Origin of the sequence: Jiangella anatolica (assembly GCF_003236295.1) — a bacterium.
Classification (GTDB): Bacteria; Actinomycetota; Actinomycetes; order Jiangellales; family Jiangellaceae; genus Jiangella; species Jiangella anatolica.
Genome location: NZ_POTW01000016.1, coordinates 68,255 through 94,788, shown reverse-complemented (window position 1 = coordinate 94,788; position 26,534 = coordinate 68,255). Strand labels below are relative to the sequence as shown.

General features: G+C 73.4%; 28 protein-coding genes. 24 read left to right on the top strand and 4 right to left on the bottom strand.

What is annotated here, in order from left to right; all coding sequences use genetic code 11:
• Positions 1 to 779: MMPL family transporter (locus tag C1I92_RS09180; protein ID WP_146605070.1), on the bottom strand; the 779-nt coding region annotated here is incomplete at its 3' end.
• Positions 780 to 887: 108 nt separating this feature from the next.
• Between C1I92_RS09180 and C1I92_RS09175 the strand changes: the two genes are divergently transcribed.
• The 5 genes from C1I92_RS09175 to hisB all read left to right on the top strand — a co-directional run bounded on the left by C1I92_RS09175 (position 888) and on the right by hisB (position 5,136).
• Entirely contained in the window at positions 888 to 1,484 is a 597-nt protein-coding gene (locus C1I92_RS09175) for a TetR/AcrR family transcriptional regulator (RefSeq protein WP_199521087.1), read from the top strand.
• Positions 1,481 to 2,077: a SanA/YdcF family protein gene (locus tag C1I92_RS09170; RefSeq protein ID WP_111254359.1), complete on the top strand. Its 597-nt coding sequence runs from the start codon at positions 1,481 to 1,483 to the stop codon at positions 2,075 to 2,077. The genes C1I92_RS09175 and C1I92_RS09170 overlap by 4 nt, the downstream gene beginning before the upstream one ends.
• Positions 2,078 to 2,145: 68 nt before the next feature.
• Entirely contained in the window at positions 2,146 to 3,459 is a 1,314-nt protein-coding gene (gene hisD / locus C1I92_RS09165; protein WP_111254358.1) for a histidinol dehydrogenase, read from the top strand.
• Positions 3,452 to 4,540: a histidinol-phosphate transaminase gene (locus C1I92_RS09160; RefSeq protein WP_111254357.1), complete on the top strand. Its 1,089-nt coding sequence runs from the start codon at positions 3,452 to 3,454 to the stop codon at positions 4,538 to 4,540. Before hisD ends, C1I92_RS09160 begins: the two co-directional genes overlap by 8 nt.
• Entirely contained in the window at positions 4,537 to 5,136 is a 600-nt protein-coding gene (gene hisB / locus C1I92_RS09155) for an imidazoleglycerol-phosphate dehydratase HisB (RefSeq protein WP_111254356.1), read from the top strand. The genes C1I92_RS09160 and hisB overlap by 4 nt, the downstream gene beginning before the upstream one ends.
• A gap of 5 nt (positions 5,137 to 5,141) precedes the next feature.
• On the opposite strand, the gene C1I92_RS09150 is transcribed toward hisB, so the two are convergent.
• Complete coding sequence (locus C1I92_RS09150; protein WP_146605069.1) at positions 5,142 to 6,305, bottom strand: alpha/beta hydrolase; 1,164 nt, start codon at positions 6,303 to 6,305, stop codon at positions 5,142 to 5,144.
• A gap of 29 nt (positions 6,306 to 6,334) precedes the next feature.
• On the opposite strand from C1I92_RS09150, the gene hisH reads away from it, so the two are divergent.
• The 7 genes from hisH (at position 6,335) to C1I92_RS09115 (ending at position 14,374) form a co-directional block, all read left to right on the top strand.
• Positions 6,335 to 6,982 (top strand): imidazole glycerol phosphate synthase subunit HisH, encoded by a 648-nt coding sequence (hisH, locus tag C1I92_RS09145; protein ID WP_111254354.1) that lies wholly within the window; start codon positions 6,335 to 6,337, stop codon positions 6,980 to 6,982.
• A 2-nt stretch (positions 6,983 to 6,984) separates the two neighbouring features.
• Positions 6,985 to 7,725 carry a class I SAM-dependent methyltransferase gene (locus C1I92_RS09140; protein ID WP_111254367.1) on the top strand — a complete coding sequence of 247 codons (741 nt, stop codon included), beginning with the start codon at positions 6,985 to 6,987 and terminating at the stop codon, positions 7,723 to 7,725.
• Positions 7,725 to 8,450 (top strand): bifunctional 1-(5-phosphoribosyl)-5-((5-phosphoribosylamino)methylideneamino)imidazole-4-carboxamide isomerase/phosphoribosylanthranilate isomerase PriA, encoded by a 726-nt coding sequence (gene priA, locus C1I92_RS09135; RefSeq protein WP_111254353.1) that lies wholly within the window; start codon positions 7,725 to 7,727, stop codon positions 8,448 to 8,450. Before C1I92_RS09140 ends, priA begins: the two co-directional genes overlap by 1 nt.
• Positions 8,447 to 9,208, top strand: coding sequence for an imidazole glycerol phosphate synthase subunit HisF (gene hisF, locus C1I92_RS09130; protein WP_111254352.1), 762 nt, complete (start codon positions 8,447 to 8,449; stop codon positions 9,206 to 9,208). The genes priA and hisF overlap by 4 nt, the downstream gene beginning before the upstream one ends.
• A gap of 159 nt (positions 9,209 to 9,367) precedes the next feature.
• A complete protein-coding gene (locus C1I92_RS09125) occupies positions 9,368 to 10,627 on the top strand; it encodes a choice-of-anchor L domain-containing protein (protein WP_111254351.1) in 1,260 nt (419 codons plus the stop codon).
• Positions 10,628 to 10,823: 196 nt separating this feature from the next.
• Positions 10,824 to 12,581: an ABC transporter ATP-binding protein gene (locus C1I92_RS09120; protein ID WP_111254366.1), complete on the top strand. Its 1,758-nt coding sequence runs from the start codon at positions 10,824 to 10,826 to the stop codon at positions 12,579 to 12,581.
• Positions 12,578 to 14,374 (top strand): ABC transporter ATP-binding protein, encoded by a 1,797-nt coding sequence (locus tag C1I92_RS09115; protein WP_111254350.1) that lies wholly within the window; start codon positions 12,578 to 12,580, stop codon positions 14,372 to 14,374. The genes C1I92_RS09120 and C1I92_RS09115 overlap by 4 nt, the downstream gene beginning before the upstream one ends.
• A 21-nt stretch (positions 14,375 to 14,395) precedes the next feature.
• On the opposite strand, the gene C1I92_RS09110 is transcribed toward C1I92_RS09115, so the two are convergent.
• Positions 14,396 to 14,971, bottom strand: coding sequence for a septum formation family protein (locus C1I92_RS09110; RefSeq protein WP_158564056.1), 576 nt, complete (start codon positions 14,969 to 14,971; stop codon positions 14,396 to 14,398).
• A 101-nt stretch (positions 14,972 to 15,072) separates the two neighbouring features.
• On the bottom strand, positions 15,073 to 15,558 hold the full coding sequence (locus tag C1I92_RS09105) for a septum formation family protein (protein ID WP_111254348.1): 486 nt from the start codon (positions 15,556 to 15,558) through the stop codon (positions 15,073 to 15,075).
• Positions 15,559 to 15,703: 145 nt separating this feature from the next.
• Here C1I92_RS09105 and hisI point away from each other — a divergent pair, with 145 nt between their 5' ends.
• The 12 genes from hisI to lgt all read left to right on the top strand — a co-directional run bounded on the left by hisI (position 15,704) and on the right by lgt (position 26,493).
• A complete protein-coding gene (hisI, locus tag C1I92_RS09100) occupies positions 15,704 to 16,063 on the top strand; it encodes a phosphoribosyl-AMP cyclohydrolase (protein WP_111254365.1) in 360 nt (119 codons plus the stop codon).
• Positions 16,060 to 17,580 (top strand): anthranilate synthase component I, encoded by a 1,521-nt coding sequence (locus tag C1I92_RS09095; protein ID WP_111254347.1) that lies wholly within the window; start codon positions 16,060 to 16,062, stop codon positions 17,578 to 17,580. Before hisI ends, C1I92_RS09095 begins: the two co-directional genes overlap by 4 nt.
• Positions 17,577 to 18,155 carry a Trp biosynthesis-associated membrane protein gene (locus C1I92_RS09090; RefSeq protein ID WP_111254346.1) on the top strand — a complete coding sequence of 193 codons (579 nt, stop codon included), beginning with the start codon at positions 17,577 to 17,579 and terminating at the stop codon, positions 18,153 to 18,155. The genes C1I92_RS09095 and C1I92_RS09090 overlap by 4 nt, the downstream gene beginning before the upstream one ends.
• A gap of 90 nt (positions 18,156 to 18,245) precedes the next feature.
• Positions 18,246 to 18,497 carry an HGxxPAAW family protein gene (locus C1I92_RS09085; protein ID WP_199521085.1) on the top strand — a complete coding sequence of 84 codons (252 nt, stop codon included), beginning with the start codon at positions 18,246 to 18,248 and terminating at the stop codon, positions 18,495 to 18,497.
• Positions 18,498 to 18,500: 3 nt separating this feature from the next.
• Positions 18,501 to 18,851, top strand: coding sequence for a winged helix-turn-helix domain-containing protein (locus tag C1I92_RS09080; RefSeq protein ID WP_111254345.1), 351 nt, complete (start codon positions 18,501 to 18,503; stop codon positions 18,849 to 18,851).
• Positions 18,852 to 18,944: 93 nt separating this feature from the next.
• Complete coding sequence (gene trpC / locus C1I92_RS09075; protein ID WP_111254344.1) at positions 18,945 to 19,760, top strand: indole-3-glycerol phosphate synthase TrpC; 816 nt, start codon at positions 18,945 to 18,947, stop codon at positions 19,758 to 19,760.
• A gap of 827 nt (positions 19,761 to 20,587) precedes the next feature.
• Positions 20,588 to 21,832 carry a tryptophan synthase subunit beta gene (gene trpB, locus C1I92_RS09070; protein WP_111254343.1) on the top strand — a complete coding sequence of 415 codons (1,245 nt, stop codon included), beginning with the start codon at positions 20,588 to 20,590 and terminating at the stop codon, positions 21,830 to 21,832.
• The gene (gene trpA / locus C1I92_RS09065) at positions 21,829 to 22,623 is read left to right on the top strand and encodes a tryptophan synthase subunit alpha (RefSeq protein WP_111254342.1); all 795 of its coding nucleotides are present in this window, start codon (positions 21,829 to 21,831) and stop codon (positions 22,621 to 22,623) included. The genes trpB and trpA overlap by 4 nt, the downstream gene beginning before the upstream one ends.
• Positions 22,623 to 23,366, top strand: a complete 744-nt coding sequence (locus C1I92_RS09060) for a DsbA family protein (RefSeq protein ID WP_111254341.1) — start codon at positions 22,623 to 22,625, stop codon at positions 23,364 to 23,366. The genes trpA and C1I92_RS09060 overlap by 1 nt, the downstream gene beginning before the upstream one ends.
• Before the next feature lie 72 nt (positions 23,367 to 23,438).
• Positions 23,439 to 24,152, top strand: a complete 714-nt coding sequence (locus tag C1I92_RS09055) for a DsbA family protein (protein WP_111254340.1) — start codon at positions 23,439 to 23,441, stop codon at positions 24,150 to 24,152.
• Between the two features lie 82 nt (positions 24,153 to 24,234).
• A complete protein-coding gene (locus C1I92_RS09050; protein WP_111254339.1) occupies positions 24,235 to 25,062 on the top strand; it encodes a DsbA family protein in 828 nt (275 codons plus the stop codon).
• Positions 25,063 to 25,116: 54 nt separating this feature from the next.
• Positions 25,117 to 26,493 (top strand): prolipoprotein diacylglyceryl transferase, encoded by a 1,377-nt coding sequence (lgt, locus tag C1I92_RS09045; RefSeq protein WP_233506897.1) that lies wholly within the window; start codon positions 25,117 to 25,119, stop codon positions 26,491 to 26,493.
• Positions 26,494 to 26,534 lie beyond the last annotated feature (41 nt).

Genomic DNA, 26,534 nt, shown 5'->3' with positions numbered 1-26,534 from the left:
CCCGCCAGCTCCTCGCGGAACCGGTAGGTCACGAACAGCCCGTAGTCCACGCCCAGCCCGATGCCCATGACCAGCGCGATGTTCGACGCGAACGTGGACACCTCGGTGAAGAGGGTGACGACGCGCAGGATCGCCAGCGTCCCGACGACGGAGAACAACCCGACGCCGAGCGTGACCAGCGCCGGGGCCAGCCGCCGGTAGACCAGCCAGAGCAGCGCGCCCACCAGCGGCAGGATGACGATCTCGGCGCGCAGGAAGTCCGCGCGGGCCTGCTCCGCGACCACCCGGAACACCTCGTCGCCGCCGCCGATCGCGACCTCCAGCGGGCCGTCCACGCCGCCGAACCGCTCGGTGAGGCCGGGCAACACGTCGCCGCGGACGTGGTCGGCGTCGCCCGGGACCCAGGCCAGCACCAGCGCGTGCCGGCCGTCATCGCTGCGCAGTGTCGCGGCGCCGTCGCTCCAGTACGACCACGCGTCGCCGACGCCGGGCTCCGCGGCCAGCCGGTCGGTCAGCGCGGCGCCCGCCGCGGCGACCTCGGCGTCGTCCACGGAGCCGTCGCCGGTGGCCGTCACCAGGAGCGCGACGTTCGGCGTGCCGGTGCCGAACTGCTCGGCGAGGGCGGCGCGCGCCCGCAGCGACTCCGATCCGGACGCCTCGTACCGGTTCAGCGCGAGCGCCTCGATGACGCTCGCGGCCAGCACCCCGGCGAGCAGGAACAGCAGGACGGATCCGGCGAGGATCCGGCGCGGGGCGCGGGTGACGTATCGGCCGAGCATGATCGGCGGCTCCCTCGTGGTAGCGTCGCTGAAAAGACGAGTCGAGGCTCGTGTTTTGCACAATACGAGCGACCGCTCGTATTTGTCGAATCGAGTGGGAGCCGGGGTGTGACGAAACGGCAGGCGCGCGGGCAGGCGCGGATGGAGCAGATCCTCGCGGCCGCGGCCGAGGCCTTCGCCGAGTCCGGCTACGAGGCGACCAGCACCAACGCGATCGCCGCCCGGGCCGGCATCTCGCCGGGCTCGCTCTACCAGTTCTTCGCCAACAAGGACGACATCGCCCACGCGTTGGCGCAGCGGTATGCCGAGCAGCTGGCCGAGCTGCGGGAGACGACGTTCGACGGCGTCGACCCGGCCGCGCTGCCGCTGGATCGGCTGATCGCCGCGATCACCGGCCCGCTGATCGAGTTCAACCTGGCCAACCACGGCTTCAAGGCGCTGTTCGCCCGGCCGGACCTGCCGCCGTCGCTGACCGCGGCGGTCGCGCCGCTGCACGCCGCGCTGCTCGGCCGGGTGACGACGCTGGTCGCGGCGCGCGCCCCGCAGCTGCCCGGCGAGGTCGTCGAGCGGACGGCGACGGTCGCGATCCAGCTGGTCCGCGCGATGATGCCGCTGATCGTCGCGGCGGACGGTGCCGAGCGGGAGGCACTGGCGGGCGAGCTGCGCGCCGTCCTGCACGGGTACCTCGAGCCGGTGGTCGGATGAGCCGCCGGCGCCGGCTCACGCTCGCCGCGGTGGCGGCCGCCCTGCTGGCGATCGCCGCGCCGACCGTATGGACTTACACAGCGAGCGCCGGCCGGATCCTGTCCGACCCGGCCGAGGCGCCGTCGCGGGACGTGACGCTGGTGCTGGGCGCCGGGGTGCGGGCCGACGGGACGCCGTCGCGGCTGCTGGCCGGGCGGCTGGATGTCGCGGCCGCGCTGTACCACCTCGGCCGGACGCGGACGCTGCTGGTCAGCGGCGGCACGGCGCCCGGCGGCTACGACGAGCCGGCGGCAATGCGGCGGTACCTGATCGACGCCGGGGTGCCGTCCGGCGCGATCGTCGAGGACCCGCTCGGCGTCGACACCTGGGCGTCGTGCACCCGGGCCCGCGACGAATTCGGGCTGACCCGGCTGCTGGTGGTCAGCCAGCGGTTCCACCTGCCGCGGTCGATCGCGCTGTGCCGCTCGATCGGCCTCGACGCGGTCGGCGTCGCGCACGAGTCGATGGACGCCAACGGGCCCGGGACGCGGCAGGGCTACGTTCGCGAGGTGGCCGCGTCGGTGCCGGCGCTCGTGCGGGCCCTGTTCGACTAGCGACCCATCGAGTCTTGCGATGCGGGCAATGCGTCCGACTGGTGAACCGCGCACCTAGACTCGGATGAGTGATACGCCGCATCGACCTGCGGGGGAGGCTCGCCGCCGGCGAACGCCTCGACTACCGCATGCTCGTCCCACGCGCCCCGATCGACGTCGAGGCGGCCCTCGAGGCCGTCCGCCCGATCTGCGAGGACGTGCGGCATCGCGGGCTCGACGCGGTCCGGGAGCTGACGCTGCGGTTCGACGGCGTCGAACCGGCCGAGGTGCGGGTCCCGCAGGCGGCGCTCGACGACGCGCTCGGCGCCCTGGACCCCCGGGTGCGAGCGGCGCTGGAGGAGTCGATCCGCCGCGCCCGCCTCGTCCACGGCGACCAGCGCCGCACCGACGTCACCACTACCGTCGTCCCCGGCGGGACCGTCACCGAGCGGTGGATCCCGGTCCAGCGGGTCGGTCTCTACGTGCCCGGCGGCCTGGCCGTCTACCCGAGCAGCGTCGTCATGAACGTGGTCCCGGCGCAGGTCGCGGGCGTGAGCAGCCTCGCCGTCGCCAGCCCGCCGCAGCGTGAGTTCGGCGGCCGGCCGCACCCGACGATCCTCGCCGCCTGCGCGCTGCTCGGCGTCACCGAGGTGTACGCCGTCGGCGGCGCCCAGGCGCTGGCGATGCTGGCCTACGGCGTTCCTGGCGAGGTGGAGCCGGTCGACCTGGTGACCGGTCCCGGCAACGTCTACGTCGCGGCGGCGAAGCGGCTGCTGCGCGGCGTCGTCGGCATCGACGCGGAGGCCGGGCCGACGGAGATCGCGGTGCTGGCCGACGACACGGCCGACCCGCGGCACGTCGCCGCCGACCTCGTCAGCCAGGCCGAGCACGACCCACTGGCCGCGTCGGTGCTGGTCACCGACAATGAGGCGCTGGCCGACGCGGTCACCGCCGAGCTGGAGACCCGCACGACGAGCACCAAGCACGACGAGCGGGTCCGCACGGCGCTGGCCGGCGAGCAGTCCGGCATCGTGCTCGTCGACGACCTCGACCAGGGCCTGGCCTTCGTCGACGCCTATGCCGCGGAGCACCTGGAGATCCAGACCCGCGACGCGGCCGCCCTGGCCGCACGGGTGCGCAACGCCGGCGCCGTCTTCGTCGGCCCCTGGTCGCCGGTCAGCCTCGGCGACTACGCCGCCGGCTCCAACCACGTGCTGCCCACCGGCGGCAGCGCGCGGCACTCGTCCGGCCTGTCGGTGCAGACGTTCCTGCGCGGCGTCCATGTCGTCGAGTACGACCGGGACGCGCTCAAGGACATCGCCGGCGGCGTCCGCGCGCTCGCCGACGCCGAGGACCTGCCCGCACACGGGGAGGCCGTCACCGCGAGGTTCCCCGATGAGTGACCTGCCCATCCGGGACGAGCTGCGCGGCGTCGAGCCCTACGGCGCGCCGCAGCTCGACGTGCCCGTCTGCCTGAACGTCAACGAGAACCCGTTCCCGCCGTCGGAGCGGCTCGTGGCCGACGCCGCCCGCGCCGTCGCCGACGCCGTCCGCGGCCTCAACCGGTACCCCGACCGCGAGGCGACCAGGCTGCGCGAGCGGCTGGCCGCGTACCTGGAGCGCGAGGCCGGCGTCAGCCTCGACGCCGGCCAGGTGTGGGCCGCCAACGGCTCCAACGAGGTCATGCTGCAGATCCTGCAGGCCTTCGGCGGTCCGGGACGGACGGCGCTCAGCTTCGCGCCGACCTACTCGATGTACCCCGAGTACGCCCGCGACACCTCCACCCACTGGGTGGCCGCCCGCAGGGACGACGACTTCGGCATCGACGAGGACGTCGCGCTCAAGGCGGTCGCCGAGCACCGGCCCACGGTCACGCTGATCGCGTCGCCCAACAACCCGACCGGCACCGCCGTCCCGCTCGGCCTGGTCAGCGCGCTGCACGAGGCCAGCGACGGCGTCGTCGTGGTGGACGAGGCATACGCGGAGTTCCGCCGCGACGGCGTGCCGAGCGCGCTCAGCCTGCTCGACACGCACCCGCGGCTGATCGTCACGCGCACGATGAGCAAGGCGTTCGCGTTCGCCGGCGCCCGGCTCGGCTACGTGGCGGCGAGCCGGGAGATCATCGACGTGCTGCGCGTGGTCCGGCTGCCGTACCACCTGTCCGCCGTCACCCAGGCCGTCGCCGTCGTCGCCCTCGAGCACGCCGTCGAGTTGCAGGGCCGCGTCGCCCAGCTGCGCGACGAGCGCGACGCGCTGGCCGCCTGGCTGCGCGAGCAGGGCTTCGAGGTGGCCGAGTCCGACGCGAACTTCGTGCTGTTCGGCCGGTTCGCCGACCGCCACGCGGTCTGGCAGGGTCTGCTGGACCACGGGGTGCTGATCCGCGAGACCGGCCCGGACGGCTGGCTGCGGGTGTCGGTGGGCACTCCGGAGGAGACGACCGCCTTCAAGGTGGCACTGGTCGACGTAGTGAAGGAGCAACGATGAGCCGCACCGCCAAGGTCGAGCGCGCGACCAGCGAGAGCAAGGTCAGCGTCGAGCTGGACCTCGACGGCGAGGGCCGCAACGACATCGCCACGTCGGTGCCGTTCTACGACCACATGCTGACGGCGCTGGCCCGGCACTCGCTCATCGACCTCACCGTCCGGTCCGAGGGCGACACCCACATCGACGTCCACCACACAGTCGAGGACACCGCGATCGTCATCGGCCAGGCCCTGCGCGAGGCGCTCGGCGACAAGGTCGGCATCGTCCGCTACGGCGAGGCGACCGTCCCGCTGGACGAGGCGCTGGCGCACGCCGTCGTCGACGTGTCCGGCCGGCCGTACTTCGTGCACTCCGGCGAGCCGGCCGGGCAGGAGTACGTGCTGATCGGCGGCCACTTCACCGGCTCGCTGACGGCGCACGTGCTGGAGAGCCTGGCCCACCACGGCGGCCTGACGATGCACGTGCGCGTGCTCGGCGGCCGCGACCCGCACCACATCGCCGAGGCGCAGTTCAAGGCCGTCGCCCGGGCGCTGCGCACCGCGGTCGCGATCGACCCGCGTGAGCGCGGCGTGCCGTCGACGAAGGGCGCGTTGTGACGCTGCTAGGCCCTGACGGCGGCGTGCGCGGGCAGCGATGTCAGGAACGCCGTCACCGCCGCCTCGTAGGCCGCAGGGTCGAGGTTCCAGTTGCGGACGTGCTCGGCCTCGCCGCGCAGGTACGTGACGAGGTCCGGCCGGGCCGCGGCGAACCGGTCCGACGAGGTCACCGGCACCGTCGTGTCGCCGGAGCCGTGGAACAGCAGCACCGGGACGTCCAGCCGGTCGGCGTGCGCGACCTGGTCCATGGCCCAGACGTTGATGCCGGTGCGGGCCCGCACGACCGACGCCGCGACGGTGGCGCCGAACGCCGGCACGCCGCGCAGCCGGGCCTGGTACGCGAGGATGTCCAGCCACGACAGCACCGGCGAGTCGTAGACGACGCCGGCGACGCCGTCGGACCCGGCGAGGCGCAGCAGGTTGCCGACGATCGCGCCGCCCATCGAGTAGCCCGTCAGCACGAACTCGCGGGCGCCCTGCTCGCGGGCCCAGTCCAGCGCCGCGGCGAGGTCCTCGGACTCGGTCCAGCCCAGCCCGTACTCGCGGTGCGGCCCCTCGGGCGCGCCGTCGTCGTTGCGGTAGGCGATGGACAGCTGCGGCAGCCCGAGCCGGTGCACCGCCGGGATCAACCGGTACGCCTGGCCCCGGGTGGCGCCTCGGCCGTGCACGTGGACCATCCAGCGTTCGCCGTCGCCCGGCAGGTAGGTGGCCGGGTAGCGGCCGAGCGGGCCGTCGAACTCGATCCGGCGGGCGGCTACGCCGGCGACGCGGGACAGGTCGCGCAGGTCGTCGGGCGCGGCGTAGTAGGCGACCCGGACCTGGGTGCCGACGGAGGGCAGCTGCGGGTAGGGCTGGATGCTGCGCAGCACGTACTCGCCGGCGACGTCGATCTCGCGGCCCACGCGGGCGAAGCCGCCGGGCCACTCCAGCCCGACGACGCCGGGCTCGTCGGCGCCCGGGCCGGACAGCGTGACGGTGGTGCCGACGACCGCGATCACCTCGACCGGGTAGTCCGGCGGCTCCGGCCGCACCTGGAGCAGCTCGTCGGCGTAGTACCAGCCGCCGGCGCCGGTGGTGGCCAGCCCGGCCACCGCGACCGCCGCGGAGCCGACGGCGACGCGCAACGGCCAACGCCGGCCGAGCGCTGCGGCGCCATCGTCGAGGGTCACATTCGCAGTCTGACACGGGGAGGTGGACGATGAGTGACGTGCAACCCAACCGCAACGTGGTCGTGTTCGACTACGGATCCGGCAACGTGCGCTCGGCGACCCGCGCCCTGGAGAAGGTCGGCGCGAACGTCACGCTGACCGCCGACCGGCAGGCCGCGGCGGAGGCCGACGGCCTGGTCGTCCCCGGTGTCGGCGCGTTCGCCGCCTGCATGGCCGGGCTGCGCGCCGCCCGCGGGCACGAGGTGGTCGGCCGGCGGCTGGCCGGCGGCCGGCCGGTGCTGGGCATCTGCGTCGGCATGCAGATCCTGTTCGAGCGCGGCGTCGAGCACGGCGTCGAGACCGACGGCATGGGGGAGTGGCCGGGCACCGTCGAGCGGCTGCAGGCCAACCCGCTGCCGCACATGGGCTGGAACACCGTCGAGGCGCCGGCCGGCACGGTGCTGTTCGACGGCGTGGAGAAGGAACGGTTCTACTTCGTGCACTCCTACGGCGTCCGACAGTGGGTGCTGCCGGCGCCGGAACGGCTGAAACCGCCCCTGGTGACCACGTCGGACCACAACGGCGACACGTTCGTCGCCGCCGTCGAGAACGGGCCGCTGACCGCGACGCAGTTCCACCCGGAGAAGTCCGGCGATGCGGGACTGCACCTGCTGGAGAATTGGATGAGGAGCTTGTGACCGTGACCAACTGGGACGCGCGCGCCTACGACCGCGACTTCGCGTTCGTGGCCGCCTATGGCGCGGAGCTGCTCGACTGGCTGCAGCCGCAGGCCGGCGAGACCATCCTCGACCTCGGCTGCGGCACCGGTGAGCTGACCGCGCGGCTGATCGACGCCGGCGCCCGGGTGATCGGCATGGACGCCGACCCGGCGATGATCGAGGCCGCCCGCGAGCGGCTGGGCGACGCGGCGGAGCTGCGGGTCGCCGACGCGCACGACTTCACCGTCGAGGAGCCGGTCGACGCGGTCATCTCCAACGCCGCCCTGCACTGGATGCCGGCGCAGGTCGAGGTGCTGGGCTGCGTGTCCGACGCGCTGCGCGTGGGCGGCCGGTTCGTCGCCGAGATGGGCGCGACCGGCAACGTCGCGTCGGTCACCGCCGCCGTCGACCGGGCCTGCCGCGAGGCCGGGCTGCCGGACCGGAGCTGGCCGTGGTTCTTCAACTCCCCGGCCGAGTACGCCGCGATGCTGGAGGACGCCGGGCTGGAGATCCGCCAGCTCGACTTCTACGACCGGCCGACCAAGCTGACCGGCCCGGACGGCATGCGCAAGTGGCTGGAGATGTTCGCGTCGACGCAGGTCGAGACGCTGCCGGCGGAGGTGGTGGCGCGCGCGGAGGAGATCGCCCGGCCGGAGCTGTGGCACGACGACGCCTGGTGGGCCGACTACCGCCGGCTGCGGTTCCGGGCGGTGAAGCTCTGATGACGGTGCTCGAGCTGTTGCCGGCCGTCGACGTCGCCGGTGGGCAGGCCGTGCGCCTGGTCCAGGGCGAGGCCGGGTCCGAGACGTCCTACGGCGACCCGCTGGAGGCGGCGCTGGCGTGGCAGTCCGCCGGCGCGCCGTGGGTGCACCTGGTCGACCTCGACGCCGCGTTCGGCCGCGGTTCCAACCGCGAGCTGCTGGCCGCCGTGGTCGGCAAGCTCGACGTCGACGTCGAGCTGTCCGGCGGCATCCGCGACGACGAGTCGCTGGCGAACGCGCTGGCCACCGGCTGCCGACGGGTCAACCTGGGGACCGCCGCGCTGGAGGATCCGGAGTGGACGGCGTCGGCCATCGCCCGCCACGGCGACCGCGTCGCCGTCGGGCTGGACGTGCGCGGCACCACGCTGGCCGCCCGCGGCTGGACCCGTGAGGGCGGCGACCTGTGGGAGGTGCTGGAGCGGCTGGACCGCGACGGCTGCGCCCGCTACGTCGTCACCGACGTGACGAAGGACGGCACGCTGCGCGGCCCCAACCTGGACCTGCTCCGCGAGGTCTGCGCGCGGACGACCAAGCCGGTCGTCGCGAGCGGCGGGGTGTCCAGCCTCGACGACGTCGCGGCGCTGCGCTCGCTGGTGCCGATCGGCGTCGAGGGCGCGATCATCGGCAAGGCGCTCTACGCCGGGCAGTTCACGCTGGAGGAAGCGTTGAAGGTCGCCGCCTCGTGAGCGTCGCCGTCCGCGTCATCCCCTGCCTCGACGTCGACGCCGGCCGCGTCGTCAAGGGCGTGCGGTTCACCGACCTGCGCGACGCCGGCGACCCGGTCGAGCTGGCCGCGGCCTACGGCGCCGAGGGCGCCGACGAGCTGGTGTTCCTCGACATCACCGCATCGTCGGACGACCGGTCCACCACCTACGACGTCGTGTCGCGGACGGCGGAGCAGGTGTTCATCCCGCTGACCGTCGGCGGCGGCGTCCGCGCCGTCGAGGACGTCGACCGGCTGCTGCGGGCCGGCGCGGACAAGGTCGGCGTCAACACCGCCGCCGTCGCCCGGCCCGAGCTGGTCACCGAGATCGCGCACCGGTTCGGCAGCCAGGTGCTGGTGCTGTCGGTCGACGCTCGGCGCGGCGGCGGCACCGCGTCCGGCTTCGAGGTGACGACGCACGGCGGGCGGCGCGGCGCCGGCATCGACGCCGTCGGCTGGGCGGCCGAGGCGGCCGAGCGCGGTGCCGGGGAGATCCTGCTGAACTCCGTCGACGCCGACGGCACCAAGGACGGCTACGACCTGGAGCTGCTGCGCGCGGTGCGCGCCGTCGTCGACGTGCCGGTGATCGCCAGCGGCGGCGCGGGGGCGCTGCCGGACTTCGCGCCCGCCGTCGACGCCGGCGCCGACGCCGTGCTCGCGGCCAGCGTCTTCCACTTCGGCGACCTGCGCATCGGCGAGGTCAAGACGGCCCTGGCGGAATCGGGTCATACCGTCCGTTAGAACACGCCGAACTCATACCGGGTCGAGTCACCACAACCGCCCCGGATGCCGCTAAGGTGTCGGGGTCCGGCTACCCAGCGGACCCCGACACGAAACTTCGACTTTCTGTTGTTCTTCGGCGGCGTCGCGGCGTCGCCATGCCTTGAGGGGGGCACTCCAGTGAGGTACCTGTCTGCCCGCAGGACGTCCGCGCTGACCGCGGGCGCCCTGCTGATCATCGCGACGGCCGGCGCCCCGGCCGCGCTGGCCACCGAGGAGCCGGCCGAGCGCGGCTCGTCCACGCCGCTGTCGGCCAAGGGCGAGGGCGTCGGCGACCAGACCGCCGTCGACCTCGACACCGGCGGCCTGACCGCCGAGGAGCTGGTCGAGTCGCTGCTCGGCGAGGGCGTCACCGCCGAGAACGTCGTCTACACCGGCAGCCCGCAGGCAGCGGGCCTGGCCGGCGGCTTCGACGACGTGTTCGGCGTGCCCGGCGGCGTGGCGCTGTCGTCGGGCTCGGTGGCCGGCGAGCGCAGCTCGGTCCTCGGCCCGAACGTCTCCAACGAGATGACCACCGAGTTCCTGCTGGCCGGCGACGCCGACCTGGACCCGCTGGCGGCCTTCCCGACCCTGGACGCCGCCATCCTGGAGTTCGACTTCGTCCCGGCCACCGATCAGATCCGCTTCGACTACATCTTCGGCTCCGAGGAGTACAACGAGTACGTCGACTCGGAGTACAACGACGTCTTCGGCTTCTTCGTCAACGGCGAGAACTGCGCGGTCGTGGGCGCCGACGCCCAGCCGGTCACGATCAACACGATCAACAACAACCTCAACGCCGACCTCTACGTCGACAACGAGCTGCCCGAAGGTGCGCACGCGACCGAGCTGGACGGCTTCACGACGGTGCTGACCTGCGCCGCCGACGTCACCGCCGGCGAGACCAACCACGTCAAGCTGGCCATCGCCGACGCGTCGGACCACCAGCTCGACTCCACGGTCATCATCGCGGCCGGCACGTTCGAGGCCAACCACCCGCCGGTCGCCGTCGACCAGGTCGTCGAGACCACCGTCGACACGCCGGTCGAGATCACGCTCACGGGCAGCGACGAGGACGGCGACGAGCTCACCTACGAGCTGGCCTCGGAGCCGGCGAACGGCACGCTGAGCGGCGAGGCGCCGAACCTCACCTACACCCCGGCCGAGGGCTGGACCGGGGAAGAATCGTTCACGTTCACCGTCTCCGACGGCTCCGCGACGTCCGAGCCCGCCAACGTCGGCATCACCGTCACCGAGCCCACCCCGACGCCGACCCCGACGCCGACGGGCGAGCCGCTGCCCGACACCGGCGCCGGGCCGGGCCTGCCGCTGGCCGCGGCCGCCCTGCTCGGCCTCGTCGGGCTCGCGTTCGTCCTGCGCGGCCGGCGCGCCACCGCCTGACCTCGGGGCGTCAGACGACCGCTGCCCGCCTCGCCATCGCGGCGAGGCGGGCAGCGCCGTGTCCGGTGGAAACCGATTTCAGCCCTGTCGGCGGCGGTTGGTACTGTACAAAGCCGGGCGAGCGCAGAGAGCGAGTGTTGTGAGGGACGAGCGGCAGGCCACCCTGCGCGAAGGGATCCGGATCCTCGTCCGGGCCATGCGCGACGAGCCGGTCATCCTGGGGATCGCGGTCGCCGGCAGCGCGGTGTACGGGTTCGCGACGGTGGCCGCGGCCGAGGTGATCGGGCGGGTCACCGACCGCGTCGTGGTGCCGGCCTTCCGCGACGGCGAGACGACCACCGGCGCGCTGGCGCTGGCGGCGCTCGCGATCATCGTGACGGCGCTGGTGAAGGCCGGCGGCATCGTGGTGCGCCGGTACTTCGCCGGGCTCGGCCAGTACCGGCTGAACGCGCGGTACCGGCGCCAGGTCAGCCGCCAGTACCTGCGGCTGCCGCTGTCGTGGCACCACCAGCACTCCACCGGCAAGCTGCTGTCCAACGCGAACGCCGACGTCGAGGCGTCGTTCTGGCCGATCGCGCCGCTGCCGTTCGCGCTCGGCGTCGTCGTCATGCTGGTGTTCGCGCTGATCTCGATGTTCCTCGCCGACCCGTGGCTTGCGCTGGTCGGCGCGCTGGTGTTCCCGGCCATCCTGCTGCTGAACTTCGTCTATCAGCGCCGGCTGTCACCGCTGGCGACGCGCGCGCAGGCGCTGCGGGCGGAGCTGTCCGGGGTGGCGCACGAGTCCTTCGACGGCGCCATGGTCGTGAAGGCGCTGGGCCGCGAGGCCGCCGAGACCGCCCGGTTCGCCAAGGTCGCCGGCCAGCTCCGCGACGCCAACGCGGCGGTCGGCCGAGTCCGCGGCGCGTTCGACCCGATGCTCGAGGCGCTGCCCAACCTCGGCGTCCTCGCCGTCCTGATCATCGGCTCGGCCCGGGTCGCCGACGGGTCGCTCGCGGCCGGCTCGCTGGTCCAGGTCGCCTACCTGCTGACGGTGACGGCGTTCCCGATCCGCGCCATCGGCTTCGTGCTCGGCGAGCTGCCCCGCGCCACCGTCGGCTGGCGCCGGGTGCAGGCGGTGCTCGACGCCACCGGCGCGCTGCCGCACGGCAGCGAGCGGCTGGCCGGCGGCGACGGAGACGGCGGGCCGGCCCGGCTGGGCCTCGACGACGTCGGCTACTCCTACGTCGAGGGCACCCCGGTGCTCGACGGCGTCCATCTCGACGTCGAGCCGGGCCGCACGGTCGCCGTCGTCGGCTCCACCGGGTCGGGCAAGTCGACGCTGGCCAGCCTGCTGGTCCGGCTGGTCGATCCCGGCACCGGCGCGATCCTGCTCGACGGCACCGACCTGCGCCGGCTGGCGCCCGGCGCGGTCGCGGACGTGGTGTCGCTGGTGTTCCAGCAGCCGTTCATCTTCGAGGACACCGTCCGCGACAACGTCGCCCTCGGCCTGCCCGTGCCCGACGACGACGTGTGGGCGGCACTGCGGCTGGCCCAGGGCGACCGGTTCGTGCACGAGCTCGACGGCGGGCTCGACGCCCGCATCGGCGAGCGCGGCGCCACCCTGTCCGGCGGCCAGCGGCAGCGGCTGGCCCTGGCCCGGGCGCTGGTGCGCAGGCCCCGGCTGCTCGTCCTCGACGACGCCACCAGCGCCGTCGACCCCGAGGTCGAGCGGCGCATCCTGGCCGGGCTGCGCGACGCCGCGCTGCCGTCGACCGTCGTCGTGGTCGCCTACCGGCGGGCCACCATCGCGCTGGCCGACGAGGTCGTCTACGTCGAGGACGGCCGGGTGTCCGCCCGCGGCACCCACACCGAACTGCTGGACCGCTCGCCCGGCTACCGCGACCTCATCACCGCCTACGAGCGGGACGCCGTCGAGCGGGCGATGGCCGGCGCCGACAAGGAGAACCGGCCATGAGCGCTGTAGCCGGCCAGGGTTCCCGCCTGGGCGAGGTCCGCTCCGGCTCGGCCTGGGCGACGTTCCGGCGCGGCCTCGCGCTGTCGCCGGAGATCACCCAGGGGCTGACGGTCACGCTGCTGCTGGCGCTGGTCGCCACGGCCGGCCGGGTGGTCGTGCCGATCGCCGTCCAGCAGACCATCGACGACGGCCTCAACGCACCCGGCGGCGCCGACCTCGGCTACGTCCGCTGGATGGTCGGGCTGGCCGGCGTCGGCGTCCTCGTCACGGTCGTCGCCGCCTACCTCATGAACCGGCGCATCTTCAAGGCCAGCGAGGCGGGCCTGGCCACGCTGCGCACCAAGGCGTTCCGGCACGTGCACGACCTGTCGGTGCTGACCCAGGACACCGAGCGGCGCGGCTCGCTGGTCTCCCGCGTCACCAGCGACGTCGACACCATCTCCCAGTTCGTCCAGTGGGGCGGGCTGATCCTGCTGGTCAGCGTCGGCCAGCTGATCATCGCGACGATCGTGATGGCGGTCTACTCGTGGCAGCTGACGCTGCTCGTGTGGGTCTGCTTCCTGCCGCTGTTCCTGGCGCTGCGGACGTTCCAGCGGATGCTGTCCAGCGCCTACATGGTGGTGCGCGAGCGGGTCGGTGGCATGCTCGGCGCGATCTCCGAGTCCGTCGTCGGCGCCCAGGCGGTCCGCGCGTACGCGATCGAGGGCCGCACGCAGCAGCGCATCGACGACGCCGTCGAGTCGCACCGGGCCGCGGCCAGCCGGGCGCAGCGGCTCGCGGCGACGGCGTTCTCCACCGGGGAGGTGGTGGCCGGGCTGGTCAACGCCGCGATCGTGGTCGTCGGCGTGCTGCTCGGCGTGGCCGGCGACATCACGCTCGGCCGGATGGTGGCGTTCCTGTTCCTGGTGACGCTGTTCGTGGCGCCGGTCCAGGTCGGCACCGAGGTGCTCAGCGAGGCGCAGAACGCCATCGCCGGCTGGCGCCGGGTGCTCGGCATCCTCGACACCCCGGCCGACGTCGCCGACCCGGCCGAGCACGGCGTCAAGCTGCCCCGCGGCCCCATCGACGTCCGCTTCGAGTGCGTCTCCTACGCCTACCCGGACGGGCCGACGGTGCTGCACGAGGTCGACGTCGCGATCGCCCGGCACACCCGGGTCGCGGTGGTGGGCGAGACCGGCTCGGGCAAGACGACGTTCGCCAAGCTGCTCACCCGGCTGATGGACCCGGTGCGCGGCCGGGTGCTGGTCGACGGCACCGACCTGCGCGAGGTGCGGTTCGCGTCTCTGCGCGAGCGGGTCGTGATGGTGCCGCAGGAGGGCTTCCTGTTCGACGACACGCTGGCCGCGAACCTGCGCTACGGCAAGCCGGAGGCGACCGACGAGGAGCTGCTGCTCGCCGTCACTGAACTGGGGCTGGGCGACTGGCTGGACTCGCTGGCCTACGGGCTGGAGACGCCGGTCGGGCAGCGCGGTGAGTCGCTGTCGGCGGGGGAGCGGCAGCTGGTGGCGCTGGCCCGCGCCTACCTGGCCGACCCGGACCTGCTGGTCCTCGACGAGGCCACCAGCGCGGTCGATCCGGCGACGGAGGTGCGGCTGGCCCGGGCGCTGGAGGGGATCTCCCGCGGCCGGACGTCGGTGACGATCGCGCACCGGCTGTCCACCGCCGAGGCCGCCGACGAGGTCTTCGTGTTCGATCGCGGCCGGCTCGTCGAGTCCGGGCCGCACGCGGAGCTGGTCGAGAAGGGCGGCGTGTACGCCGCCCTGCACGCGGCCTGGGTCAGCCAGTCGCGCTGACCCAGACCGGGTGCGGTCGCCTCAGCGGTTGGCGCCCTCGAGGGTGCCGGTCACCGGGCCGGACGGGTCGAGCACCGTGCAGACGAGCTCACGGTCGCCCTGCGCCCACGACTCCTCGGTCGGCTCCAGCCACTGGATCTCCAGGACCGACTCGTTGTACGGCATGCCGACGAAGGTCTCGAACGAGCCGATGCAGTCGGTCTCGACCTGCGACTGGAACGCCTCGGAGCCCGGGAAGTCGCCGTCCGGGACCTCGAAGACCGCGAACACCTCCTGGTCGTGCTCTTCCTCGCACGGGATGACGGTCAGCTCGCTGACCTGCTCCTCGGCGTTGAAGTTGCTGATGCAGTCGCCGAGGCCAACGTCGAAGACGTCCTGGGTCTCGCCCTCGGGAGCGTCGGACTCCTCCTCGGCGGGCGTGTCCTCCTCCGCCGGGGTGTCCTCCTCGGCGGGGGTGTCCTCTTCGGTGGGCTCCGACGTGGTGGTCGAGTCGCCGCCGTCGGCGTTGTCGTCCGACGAGTCGTCGCCACACGCGCTCAGGCTCAGAGCGGCGACGGCGGCCAGCGCCGTGACCGCGGTACGAATCGTGATCCGCACGATCATTGTCTCCTTCAGGATGTACACGCCGCTGACACGGCGTCTTTCGGCCGCCGTCCGCTCGGACGGACGACGGGGTTCGGTGGGCCGGACCATCGGAGTCAGCGGTTCGCGCCTTGCAGCGAACCGGTCACGGGGCCGGCGGGGTCGTTGACCAGGCAGACCAGCTCGCGGTCGCCCTGGTCCCACGACTCGGTGGTGGGCTGCAGCCAGGTGAAGTCGAGGGCGGACTCGGCATAGGGGAGCCCGACGTAGCTCTCGAACTCGGCGGTGCAGACTTCCTCGGCCTGCGCGCGCAGGTCCTCCTCGGACGGCAACTCGCCGTCGGGCACCTGCGCCGTGGCGTAGATCTCCTGGCCGTGCTCCTGGTCGCACGGGACGACAGAGACGTCGGTGACCTCGGCGGTGTCGCCGAAGTCGCCCAGGCAGTCGCCGACCCGCACGTCGAAGACGTCGGCGCCGGCGGACTCGGTGACGTTGCCCGACGCGTCACGCTTGGGCTCGTCACCGTCGTCGGAACAACCGGCGAGCACGATCGCGGCCACCATCGCCGCCACCGCGGCAGCGGCGCGGGTCGTGCGTGCCACGAGAACGCTCCTTCGTCAACAGGTCGGTGCCCGGCCGTAGTCAGCCAACCACGGCACCATAGTTGGTCATCGTGTCGTCCACGATGCGATACGCGAGATCCGAGGCGTGTCGCCCGTCACCGCGACGGTCGGCGAGAATAGGTGGATGCCTGGTCTCGACCCCACCGTAGCCGCCCGGCTCAAGCTGTCGCCCGACGGCCTGCTGCCCGCCGTCGTCCAGCAGCACGACACCGGCGAGGTGCTCATGCTCGCCTGGATGAACGCCGAGGCGCTGCACCGCACCCTCACCACCGGCCGGGCCACGTACTGGAGCCGCAGCCGGTCCGACTACTGGGTCAAGGGCGAGACGTCCGGGCACCGGCAGTGGGTCAAGGAGGTGCGGCTGGACTGCGACGGCGACACCGTGCTGCTCCAGGTCGACCAGGAGGGCCCGGCCTGCCACACCGGCACCCGCACCTGCTTCGACGACGGCCGGCTCGACGCCGTCATCGGGGCCGCCGCATGAACGTCACGCCCGATCTCGACACATTCCGGGTCCTCGCCAAGGAGCACCGGGTCATCCCGGTCGTGCGGCGGCTGCTGGCCGACGGCGAGACCCCGGTCGGCGTCTACCGCAAGCTGGCCGCCGACCGGCCCGGCACGTTCCTGCTGGAGTCGGCCGAGCACGGCGGCGTCTGGTCGCGCTACTCCTTCGTCGGCGCGCACTCGGCGGCGGTGCTCAGCGAGCGCGACGGCGAGGCCGTCTGGCACGGCAACCCGCCGGTCGGGCTGCCGTCCGGCGGCGACCCGTGGGACGCGCTGCGCGGCACGCTGCGGGCGCTTCGGAGCCGCCGGCTGCCCGGCCTGCCGCCGCTCACCGGCGGGCTGGTCGGGTTCGTCGCCTACGACGCGGTGCGGCGGCTGGAGCGGCTGCCGTCGACGACGATCGACGACCTGCGGCTGCCGGACCTGTCGTTCCTGCTGGCCACCGACGTCGCCGTCCTCGACCACGACGACGGCACCATCCTGCTGGTCGCCAACGCCGTCAACTGGGACGACAGCGACGAGCGGGTCGACCAGGCGTGGGCCGACGCGGTCCAGCGGCTGGACCGGATGACTGCCGAGCTGGCCGAGCCGACGCCGTCGTCGGTCGCCACCTACGAGCCAGGCACGCCGCCGCGGCACGACAGCCGCACCGAGAAGGCCGACTTCCTCGCCGCGGTCGAGCGGGCGAAGGAGGAGATCCGGGCCGGCGAGGCGTTCCAGATCGTGCTCTCGCAGCGGTTCCAGACCCCGACGACGGCCGACGCGCTGGACGTCTACCGGGTGCTGCGCCGCGACAACCCGAGCCCGTACATGTACCTCGTCCGGCTGCCCGGGCCCGGCGGTGACGGCGACGGCGCCTACTCCGTCGTCGGCTCCAGCCCGGAGGCGCTGGTCAAGGTCAACGGCGACCGCGTCATGACGCACCCGATCGCCGGCACCCGGTGGCGCGGCGAGACCCCGGAGGCCGACGCAGCGCTGGCCGACGAGCTGCTCGCCGACCCGAAGGAGCGGGCCGAGCACCTCATGCTGGTCGACCTGTCCCGCAACGACCTCGGCCGGGTGTGCGCGCCCGGCACCGTCGAGGTGGTCGACTTCATGACGGTGCGCCGCTACAGCCACGTCATGCACATCGAGTCGACGGTGGTCGGGCGGCTGCGCGACGGCCAGGAGGCGCTGGACGTGCTGGCCGCGTGCTTCCCGGCCGGCACGCTGTCCGGTGCGCCGAAGGTGCGGGCGATGGAGATCATCGACGACCTCGAGCCGGTCCGCCGCGGCGTCTACGGCGGCGTCGTCGGCTATCTCGACTTCGCCGGCGACCTCGACGTCGCCATCGCGATCCGCACCGCGCTGATCCGCGACGGCGTCGGGTACGTGCAGGCCGGCGCCGGGATCGTCGCCGACTCCGACCCGGAGTCGGAGTGGACGGAGTCGCGGAACAAGGCCGCGGCCGCGCTGCGGGCGATCGCCGTCGCCGAGACGATGCGGCCGGTGCGATGACCTCGCCGGCCCGCCGCGAGTACCTCGGCGCGCTGCTGCTGCTGGCCGCCGGCGGCGTGCTCGGCCTGGTCGCGGCCGGCCGGACGTGGGGGACCGGTGCGGAGTCGTCGTCGCTCAGCGTCACCGAGACGTCGGTGTCCGGGTCGGACCTGCTGCCGCTGGCGCCGGCGGTCGCGCTGGTGGCGCTGGCCGCCGTCGTCGCCGTCCCGGCGGTGCGGCGGCTCGGCCGGCGGATCGTCGGCGGCGTGCTGGCCGTGCTGGGCGCCGCCCAGGCGGTCATGGCCGTCGTCGTGCTCCCTGACCTGGACGGACGGGTCGCGGACTGGCTGGCCGGCAGCCCGGAGTCCGCCGGCCCGGTCGAGTCGGTGGCCACGACGCCGCTGTGGCCGGTCGCCGTCGCGCTGGCCGGGCTGCTGGTGGCGCTGGCCGGGCTGCTGGTTGCGCTGCGCGGCCCGTCCTGGCCGTCGATGGGCGCCCGCTACGAGCGGGCCGGACGCGCCGCGCGGGCCAAGCCGGCCGCGGGCAACCGGGCCACGTGGGACGCCCTGGACCGCGGCGACGATCCGACCGGCTGAACCGGTACGGAGGTCGCCCCACGGCGCCGGCCGCTCATCGGGCACAATGAGCGGTAACGGCCGCCACGACGACAGGAGACGTGACACACGATGGCGCACAACGAGCACGGCCACACCCCGGCCGCCTGGACCACGGTCATCCTGATCCTGGCCGGCTTCGTGGTCGGCGCCATCGCCGTCATCCTGCTGAACTGGCCGCTGTTCTGGATCGGCGGCGTCGGCCTGGTCGTCGTCGCCGGCATCGTCGGCAAGGTCATGCAGATGATGGGCCTCGGGCAGCGCGACCCGCAGGCCGGGCCCCGGCAGCCCGCCGGCGCGACGGGCGAGGACCGCATCGGGTAGGCCATGACACGCGCCGGCAGGACGACGTCGGATCGGACCCGGGCGGGTCCGCCGGTCGTCTCCGTCGCCGGCGTGACGCTCGACGTCGGCCACCGCCGCGTGGAGACGCCGGGCGGGCACGAGGCCGACCTGACGCCGTTGCAGGCCGCGCTGCTCGCCCATCTGATGGTCCGTGCCGGGCGGGTCTGCACCCGCGAGGAGCTGATGTGCCAGGCGCTGGGCTACCCGGTGCCGGTCGGCACCCGCACGGTCGACGTGCACGTCGCGACGCTGCGCGGCAAGCTCGAGGGCGCGCTCACCATCCGCTCCGTCCGCGGCGTCGGCTACGCGCTGGAGCCGGTCCCGGAGCGCTGAGCCAGGGGGCGTGTCGAGAGCACCCCTCGCGCGCCGTTACTCTGGACCAGCCGGGTCGACCGATCCGGCCGGCGGTACCGGCGAGGGGCGGGGATGAGCGTTCTCGAAGAGATCATCGAGGGTGTGCGTGCCGACCTGGCCGAACGAGAGAGCCAGTGCCCGCTCGACCAGCTGAAGGCGTTGGCGGCCAAGCAGCCGCCGGCCCGTGACCCGCTGCCGTTGCTCCGTTCGTCCGGGGTCTCGGTCATCGCTGAGGTGAAACGGTCGAGCCCGTCGCGGGGTTCCCTGGCCGAGATCGCCGATCCCGCCGCCCTCGCCGTCGACTACGAGTCCGGCGGCGCCGCGGCCATCAGCGTGCTCACCGAGCAGCGCCGGTTCGGCGGCACCCTCGACGACCTGAAGACCGTCCGGGCCGCCGTCGACACGCCGGTGCTGCGCAAGGACTTCATCGTCACCAGCTACCAGCTGTGGGAGGCGCGCGCCTACGGCGCCGACCTCGCGCTGCTCATCGTCGCCGCGCTGGACCAGCTCGCGCTCGTGAGCCTGATCGAGCGGGCCGAGTCGATCGGGCTGACGCCGCTGGTCGAGGCGCACACCGCAGACGAGATCGAGCGGGCCGCCGACGCCGGCGCCAAGCTCATCGGCATCAACGCCCGCGACCTCAAGACCCTCGAGGTCGACACGACGACGTTCGAGCGGCTGGCCCCGCTGGTCCCGGACGGCATCGTGAAGATCGCCGAGTCCGGCGTGAAGTCCCCGCGCGACGTCATCGACCTCGCCCGGGCCGGCGCCGACGCCGTCCTCGTCGGCGAGACCCTGGTGACCGGCAAGGACCCCCGCGCCGCCGTCGCCGACCTCGTCGCCGCCGGCGCCCACCCCGCGCTGAACCGGGGCAGCCGCCAGGGCTGAGCCGGGCGAGTGTGGCGGGTTCCCTCTCGTTGGCTGTGGGGGCTGCGGCCGTTGGTTTGTGGGGCTGTGAACGTTGGCTTGTAGGGCTGCGACCGTTGGCCGTCCCCCTGCTGCCCTATTTTCTTAGCCCCGGTCGCGCGCCTCAAGTCCGCGGCCGTTCCGGCCGGCGGGCGGTGCCTCATCGGTCAGCGCGTGCCCGTTTTGCGGCGTTTGCCGGGCTGTGGACAGCGATGATCATCAATGATTCGGTGCCTCGCTAGGCGTTCTCCTGCTCTACCACCCATGCATGCCTTGCAGAGCGGGAGTACGCCTGGTGGGCAGCCCGGAAAACGCGGCGAGATCTCGCCACGTGGACACTCCACGACACCAACGTCACATCGAAAGGCCCCACAGACCGCCGGGAGCGGCCAGCGAACCCGCACCACCGCAGAACACGACGCCGGAGCCCTCAGGGGCGTCGCCACACTCCCCCCGTCCCCCTGATAGCTGCCCGTTCTTGGCCCGGGGCGTGCAGGTCAAGTCCAGAGCCCCCGACCACGACGGACAGCGAACAGCCAGGGGCGTCGGACTTGAGGCGCACGACCCGGGCCAAGAAAATGGGCAGCAGGGGGACGGCCAACGGCAGCGCATCGGCACCTGCAGCACGACGGCCAACGGTTGCACCCTCAACGTCAACCGGCGGCGAGCGACGGCGTCAAGCGGTTCGGCGGAACCGGAGGCGATTGGGGTTGCGGGCGCGCGCTGCGATACCGTCGCCAGTGACGGCGCACGGCTTGCGCTCTCGTCACCTGTCAGCCATCTCTGCCACGCATCGAGGAGCTACTCGGGTGGACACCAGGCCCGATTCCGGGCACGTCCTTTCCGCCGACCGGCCCGGCCGGTTCGGCCCCTACGGCGGCCGCTACGTACCGGAGGCGCTGATCGCGGCGCTCGACGAGCTGGACCGCGAGTACGCCGCCGCCAAGCAGGACCCGGCCTTCACGGCCGAGCTCGATCACCTGCTGACGACCTACACCGGCCGGCCGACGCCGATCACCGAGGCGGCCCGGTTCGGCGCCGAGGCGGCCGGCGGCGCGCGCGTCCTGCTCAAGCGCGAGGACCTCAACCACACCGGCTCGCACAAGATCAACAACGTGCTTGGCCAGGCGCTGCTCACCAAGCGCATCGGCAAGCCGCGGGTGATCGCCGAGACCGGCGCCGGCCAGCACGGCGTCGCGACGGCCACCGCGGCCGCGCTGATGGGCCTGGAGTGCGTCATCTACATGGGCGAGGAGGACACCCGCCGGCAGGCGCTCAACGTCGCCCGCATGCGGCTGCTCGGCGCCACCGTCGTTCCGGTGACGACCGGCTCGCGCACGCTGAAGGACGCCATCAACGAGGCGCTGCGCGACTGGGTCACCAACGTCGCCACCACGAACTACGTGTTCGGCACCGTCGCCGGCCCGCACCCGTTCCCCACGCTCGTGCGCGACCTGCAGCGCATCATCGGCGTCGAGGCCCGCCAGCAGGTGCTCGACCTCACCGGGAAGCTGCCCGACGCGGTCGCGGCCTGCGTCGGCGGCGGCTCCAACGCCATCGGCATCTTCCACGCGTTCATCGACGACCCCGAGGTCGCGCTGTACGGCTTCGAGGCCGGCGGCGACGGCGTCGCGACCGGCCGGCACGCGGCGACCATCACCGCCGGCTCGCCGGGCGTGCTGCACGGCGCGCGGTCGTACCTGCTCCAGGACGAGATGGGGCAGACGATCGAGTCGCACTCGATCTCGGCCGGGCTGGACTACCCCGGCGTCGGCCCGGAGCACGCCTGGCTGAAGGACTCCGGCCGGGCGACCTACGAGCCGGTCGACGACGCCGACGCGATGGAGGCGTTCCGGCTCCTGTGCCGCACCGAGGGGATCATCCCGGCGATCGAGAGCTCGCACGCGCTGGCCGGCGCCCGCCGGCTGGGGGAGCGGCTCGGGCCGGAGGCGACGATCCTGGTCAACCTGTCCGGACGCGGCGACAAGGACGTCGACACGGCGGCGACGTGGTTCGGGCTGATGGACGACTCCGAGTCGGAGGGCGGGCGATGACCACCTCCGTCGCGTTCGAGAAGGCGCGCGCCGAGGGCCGCGCCGCGCTCGTCGGCTACCTGCCCGCCGGCTACCCCTCCGTCGACGGGTCGATCGAGGCCATCCGGGCCATGGTCGAGGCCGGTGTCGACGTCGTCGAGGTCGGGCTGCCCTACAGCGACCCGCTGATCGACGGGCCGGTCATCCAGACCGCGGTCGACGCGGCGCTGCGGGCCGGCACCACGACGAAGGACGTGCTGCGCGTCGTCGAGGCCGTGGCCGCGACCGGTGCGCCGGCCGTCGTCATGTCGTACTGGAACCCGCTGGACCGGTACGGCGCCGCGGCGTTCGCCCGCGACCTCGCGGCCGCCGGCGGCTCGGGCGTCATCACGCCCGACCTCACGCCCGACGCCGACGACACCTGGATCCCGGCCGCACGCGAGCACGGCCTCGACACCGTCTTCCTCGTCGCGCCGTCCTCCACCGAGGAGCGGATCGCGATGACGACGGCCGCCTGCCGCGGCTTCGTCTACGCGACCTCCGTCATGGGCGTCACCGGCACCCGCGAGCAGGTCGGCGACGCCGCGGCCGGGCTGGTCGCGCGGACGAAGGCGACGACGCAGCTGCCGGTCGCCGTCGGCCTCGGCGTCTCCAACGCCGCCCAGGCCGCCGAGATCGCCGCGTACGCCGACGGCGTCGTCGTCGGGTCCGCGTTCGTCCGCCGGCTGCTCGAGGCGCCCGACCCCGCGGCCGGGGTCACCGCCGTCGCCGAGCTGGCCGCCGACCTGGCCGGTGGAGTGCGGACGCGCTGATGGCCAGCAAGCGGGAGCAGGCCCGGGCCCGGGCGGAGGCGCTGCGCAAGGAGGCCGAGGCCCGGGCGCTGGCCGAGCGGCGGCGGGAGCGGTTCCTGCGCACCGGCATCGCCGTCGGCGTCCTGGTCGTCGTCGCGGTCATCGCGATCGTCCTGGTCAACCGCTCGTCCGACGGACCGGAGGGCACCGGTGCGATCCCGTCCGGCACCGTCGAGGGCGGCACCGGCGTCGCCGTCGGCCCCGCCGACGCTCCCGTGACGATCGACTACTGGTTCGACTTCCAGTGCCCGTTCTGCGGCGAGTTCGAGGCCGAGAACGGTGCGGTGCTCGACGAGCTGGTCGCCGACGGCACCGCTCAGGTCGTCTACCACCCGGCCGCCTTCCTCGGCGACGAGTCGCACCGGGCCAGCAACGCCTTCGGCTGCGCCATCGACGCCGGCCGGCCGGTCGAGTACCTCACCGAGCTGTTCGCGAACCAGCCCGAGGAGCGCACCGGCGGCTACACGACCGACGACCTGCTCGCGGCCGGCGAGGCGGTCGGCCTGGACGACGCGGTGTTCGAGTCGTGCGTCCGGGACGGCACCTACTCCGACTGGGGCCAGCACGTCCTCGAGGCCTTCCGCAACGAGGGCCTGGAGGCCACGCCGGCCGTGCTGCTGAACGGCGAGCCACTGGACAATCCGGCCGCGATGAGCGCCGACGAGTTCCGGTCCGCCGTCGAGGCCGCCGTGACGGCATCGTGACATGGCCTCCGGAACTCCGCTGACCTGCGCGAAGTTGTACGGTCGTTGCCGTCCGGCGGAGGTGGGCCGCTCATGAGCAAGAAGACCGAGGCGCGCGAGCGGGTCAAGGCCATGCGCGAGGAGCAGGCCAGGCGGCAGCGCCGGCGCGAGCGGGCGCTGCGGTTCGGCATCGCCGGCGCCGTCGTCGCCGCGGTCGCCATCGTGGCCGTCGCGATCGCGGCCAGCCGGGGCAGCGACGGTCCGACGCCCCGTCCGGACACCGTCACCGTGGACGGCGGCGGCATCATGGTCGGCGACCCGGACGCCCCGGTGACCATCGACTACTGGATGGACTTCCTCTGCCCGCACTGCCAGGAGTTCGAGGCCGCCAACGCCGGCGCGATCGACGCGCTGGTCGAGGCCGGTGACGCGAACATCGTCTACCACCCGCTCGACTTCACCGGCGACACCTACTCGCGACGGGCCAACAACGCGTTCGCCTGCGCCGCCGACGAGGGCTCGGCGGCCGAGTTCGTCGACGCGGCGTTCGCGGCGCCGGAGCAGTGGACGTCGGACTCGCTGCGCGAGCTCGGCGACTCGATCGGCGTGAGTGGCGACTACTCGTCCTGCGTCGGCGACGGCACCTACGAGGGCTGGGCCGCCGACGTCCGCGACACGGCCCGCGACGCCGCCGTCACCGGCACCCCGACCGTGTTCGTCGACGGCGAGACGCTGCCGAACACCGAGTGGACCCCCGACGGCATCAACGCGGCCGTCGCCGCCGCGGCGCAGTCGTCGCCACAGTAAGATCCGGAACTCACGTCATGTTCAATGAAGTTGTACCCTCGTCAATCCCCGTGAACTCACTCGTGTCGAAGGAAGCCCATCGATGAGCAGCAAGAAGGCCGAGGCCCGCGAGCGCATCAAGGCGATGCGCGAGGAGCAGGCGCGCCAGGAGAAGCGGCGCGAGCGCATGATGCGCTACGGCGTCGCGGTGGCGATCGTCGCCGCGGTGGCGATCATCGCGGTCGCGGTGGCGGCCAGCCGCGGCGGCAGCGACGGCCCGGTCGCGGTGCCCGACGCCGTCGGGTCCGGCAACGGCCAGGTCATCGAGGGCGACGGCGGCGGCATCCTGGTCGGCGACGCCAGCGCGCCGGTCACCATCGACTACTGGATGGACTTCCTCTGCCCGCACTGCGCCGAGTTCGAGACGGCGAACAGCTCGGCGATCCAGCAGCTGGTCGACTCCGGCCAGGCGAACATCGTCTACCACCCGCTCGACTTCACCGGCAACGTGTACTCCCGCCGCGCCAACAACGCCTTCGCCTGCGCCTCGCAGGAGGGCCAGGCGGTCGAGTTCAAGAGCGCCGCCTTCGCCGCGGCCGGCACCCAGTGGTCCACCAGCTCACTGGTCGACCTCGGCGAGCAGGCCGGCATCGGCGGCGACTACGAGGGCTGCGTCCGCGACGACGACTTCGAGGACTGGGCCGCCGCGGTGCCGAACACGGCGCGCGACAACGAGATCACCGGCACGCCGACGGTCTTCGTCAACGGCGAGCTGCTCGACTCCACCCAGTGGACGCCCGAGGGCATCAACGCCGCCGTTGCGACCGTCGCCGCCGGCGGCAGCCTGGCGACGCCGCCGGCCGACGGCAGCACGACGCCGCCGGCCACGCCGCCCGCCGCCGAGACGCCCGACCCGTCCGCCACGCAGTGACCTGGAGCACGCCGCGATGATGACCCGGTTCGACCGGTCCGGTACGGTTCGCCTGTGATCGCGACGCCGGCCGTGGTGCCCACCTCCATCCCGAGCCCGAGCACTGGCACGTGGGACGTGTTCGGGTTCGATCTGCGGGCGTACGCCCTGTGCATCATGGCCGGCATCGTGCTGGCGATCTGGCTCGGCAACCGGCGCTGGCTGGCCCGCGGCGGCGAGCCCGGCGTCGTCGCCGACATCGCGGTGTGGGCGGTGCCGTTCGGCATCATCGGCGGCCGCCTGTACCACGTCATCACTGACAACCAGCTGTACTTCCGCGAGGGCCGCGACCCCTGGCAGGCGCTGCGGATCTGGGAGGGCGGCCTGGGCATCTGGGGCGCCATCGCGATGGGCGGCCTGGGCGTCTGGATCGCCTGCCGCCGCCGCGGCGTCCCGTTCGCGGCCATGGCCGACGCGCTGGCGCCGGGCATCCTGTTCGCCCAGGCCGTCGGCCGGGTGGGCAACTGGTTCAACCAGGAGCTGTACGGGCGCGCGACCGACCTGCCGTGGGGCCTGGAGATCGACGACCCGCCGGCCGGCTACGAACCGGGCACGACGTTCCACCCGACGTTCCTCTACGAGGCGCTGTGGGCGGTCGCGCTGGCGTTCCTGCTGCTGTGGCTGGACAAGCGGTACGCCATCGGGTTCGGGCGGCTGTTCGCGCTGTACGTGGCCGGCTACACGCTGGGCCGCGGCTTCTGGGAGTACCTGCGCATCGACCCGGCGAACGAGGTCTTCGGCCTGCGGGTGAACCTGTGGGTGACCGGGCTGATCTTCGTCGCGGCGGTTGCCTACTTCTTCTGGTCGCTGCGGCGGCACCCCGGCCGGGAGGACCCGGAGTCGCTGCGCGGCTTCTACGACCAGCCGGACCCGTTCGACGACAAGGCCAAGGCCGACGAGGACACGCCGATCACCCTCCCGGACGACGACGAGGACGAGGCGGAGCCGAAGCCGGCCGAGGAGAAGGCCGCGGCGGACGAGAAGCCCGCCGACGAGAAGCCGGCCGAGAAGCCGGCGGAGAAGCCGGCGGAGAAGCCGGCGGAGAAGCCCGACGAGGACAAGCCGGCCCCGGCGACCACGGCGACACCCGCCACGGCCGCGGCGCCGGCGAAGACGACCGCCAAGACCACGGCGGCCAAGAAGTCCCCGGCCAAGAAGACGACCACGAAGTCGGCGGCGGCGAAGACCACGACGGCCGCCAAGACCACGACGGCCGCGAAGACCACGGCCGCCAAGAAGACGGCCGCGACGAAGACCACCGCGGCGAAGACGACGACGGCGAAGAAGACGCCGGCCAAGAAGACACCGGCGAAGAAGGCCGACGCGCCGGCCGAGAACCCGGCCACCGGTGCTCCCGCCGCCGACTCCACGGGCACCCCCGCGGGCGGCTGAGCCTCACCCGGCGGTCAGAAGCCGCCAACCTACGTCACGAA